At 60.7% G+C, this 2,025-nt stretch carries 5 protein-coding genes; all 5 read left to right on the top strand.

Translation table 11 applies throughout. From position 1 onward, the window contains the following. Window positions 1–282 precede the first annotated feature (282 nt). The gene (locus NA637_RS24770) at window positions 283–708 is read left to right on the top strand and encodes a DUF192 domain-containing protein (protein WP_015272397.1); all 426 of its coding nucleotides are present in this window, start codon (window positions 283–285) and stop codon (window positions 706–708) included. Window positions 709–717: 9 nt separating this feature from the next. Continuing rightward, window positions 718–954 (top strand): type II toxin-antitoxin system VapB family antitoxin, encoded by a 237-nt coding sequence (vapB, locus tag NA637_RS24775; protein ID WP_012477631.1) that lies wholly within the window; start codon window positions 718–720, stop codon window positions 952–954. Then, window positions 951–1,388: a type II toxin-antitoxin system VapC family toxin gene (locus NA637_RS24780; RefSeq protein ID WP_012477632.1), complete on the top strand. Its 438-nt coding sequence runs from the start codon at window positions 951–953 to the stop codon at window positions 1,386–1,388. Before vapB ends, NA637_RS24780 begins: the two co-directional genes overlap by 4 nt. A 6-nt stretch (window positions 1,389–1,394) precedes the next feature. Then, the gene (locus NA637_RS24785) at window positions 1,395–1,556 is read left to right on the top strand and encodes a hypothetical protein (protein ID WP_015272398.1); all 162 of its coding nucleotides are present in this window, start codon (window positions 1,395–1,397) and stop codon (window positions 1,554–1,556) included. Window positions 1,557–1,683: 127 nt separating this feature from the next. Then, window positions 1,684–1,944, top strand: coding sequence for a hypothetical protein (locus tag NA637_RS24790; protein ID WP_015272399.1), 261 nt, complete (start codon window positions 1,684–1,686; stop codon window positions 1,942–1,944). Window positions 1,945–2,025: the final 81 nt, after the last annotated feature.

Consider the following 2,025-nt stretch of genomic DNA (forward strand, 5'->3'; position numbering starts at 1 on the left):
CCTGCCGGCAGCCGCCCGCCACTCGCACCGGACAGACTCGGGCAAGCCTCGCTAGTCAGCCACACGCACCAGGCTCTACGAAGATTCAGGGATTCTTGGGGAGGGATTACAGGAGGGCCAGAAATGGCGAAGCCCGCTGCACAGCAATGCAAAACGGGCTTCTAGTGCTCTGCGAAGGAGCGCATGCCCGCAGTATAACGACGCACCCCAGCGCGCTCAATTGCTCAATTGACATATGCTTGCCATATGCTAGGATTCTCTTGGAGATTGAAGGAGGTTCCGATGCTCAACCGCTGCTTACCTGCGTTGCTTTTGGGGGCCGTGCTCACCACACCGGCTTATAGCGATGATTGCCGGTTGTCGTTCCAGAATGGCGCGACACTCGACCTACCCGTGGCCACCACCGAAGCCGCACAGGCGCAGGGCCTCGCCGGGCGGCCAGATCCAGGGCGAGGCATGCTGTTTCTCTGGACTACGCCGGCAGTGCGATTTGTGTGGATGAAGAACACCCCTGCCCCATTAGACGCGGCTTGGATCGGAGCAGATGGGGTTATCCAGAGCGTACAAGAGCTGGAGCCACACACAACCGCCAAGCATTCATCATTGCGGCCCGCCCTCGGCATTATCGAGGTGCCACGCGGCCAGCTTGCAAACCTGGGCATCGAGCGCGGCAGCACCATCACCGCCTCAACGTGTTTCAACTTGTAGGAGGTTCCCATGCGTACCGTTTCCATTTTCATGAACAGCCGAAACCAGGCGATCCGCATCCCTCGGGATATGGAGTACCAGGGCGTTTCCGAGCTGGAGATTATCCGCGACGGCGAAACGCTGATCCTGCGCCCTGTGCGCCCCTCCTGGGCATCGTTGCGCGACGTGGCGGCCGCAGATCCTGACTTTCTGACCGAGCGAAAGGATGTGATCGAGGAAGACCGTTTCCTGGGTGACTTCACATGAGCAAAAAGACGTACATGCTCGATACGAACATCTGTTCGTTCATCATGCGCGAGCGCCCCGACGCGGTGCTGGCCAAGCTGGAACAGGCAGTCACTAATCAGCACCGGATTGTCGTTTCGGCCATCACCTACTCCGAAATGCGTTTCGGGGCCGCCAACCCCAAGGCATCGCCCAAGGTTGCAGCGATGGTCGATGCCTTCATCCAGCGCCTGGACGCCATCCTGTCCTGGGACGCCGCCGCCGTAGATCAAACAACGCAGATCCGCACCGCCCTCGCCCGCCTGGGTACGCCCATTGGCAACAACGATGCAGCGATAGCCGGCCATGCCCTGGCCGCTGGGTGTGTTCTGGTCACGAACAACACTCGCGAATTTGCTCGCGTTCCTGGCCTAGTCCTTGAGGACTGGACCCAACCCGCCATTACCAAGAGTTGATACGCCATGACCGAACTGGAACAAGCCATCATTGATTGCGCCCAACTGCACCTCACTCAGTTGAAAGGTGCGCTTACCCTGCCCAATGGCCCCGAACGTAGCGACGGCTTTACCTCAGCCTGGTGGCAGCTCACCGGCCTGGCCCAGCTTGCCGACCCGAGCACATGAACCGCACTTACACCAAGCAACAGCACGCCTTGGCAGCGGTCGGCGCGATGTTTGATGCGGTGGACGAGTGGAACAAGGTTATGGCCGAAGTGCGCCAGGTCGTCGGCGAAAACTGAGGGAGGCCGGTATGCGAAACGAACAGGAGTTGATGCCTGGCCTGATCCTGCCGCCGAGCTATCAGGTTGTATTGCGCAGGCGCCTGGCCGAAGTGAACACCGCCACCAGCGCGGCGAATTGCTTGATTTCCCAGGCCCGCGCCGAGGGCATGGTGGAGGCCCTGGAATTGTTGAAAGCGCTGGAACAACAGCAGGTTGAGCGCCTGTATTTGTTGATCGAGCAGGCTGCCACAGCGCGCTTGCTGGAGCTGGAGCAGGGTGCCGGCGAGTGATCGCCCTGCCGTCATCCGAGGCATAGCGCGAGGCCTGCGGCCCGGGCTTTCGTGCTACGCATCGAGCCACAGCTACGCCGC

The organism is Stutzerimonas stutzeri (assembly GCF_024448935.1).
Taxonomy (GTDB): Bacteria; Pseudomonadota; Gammaproteobacteria; order Pseudomonadales; family Pseudomonadaceae; genus Stutzerimonas; species Stutzerimonas stutzeri_AO.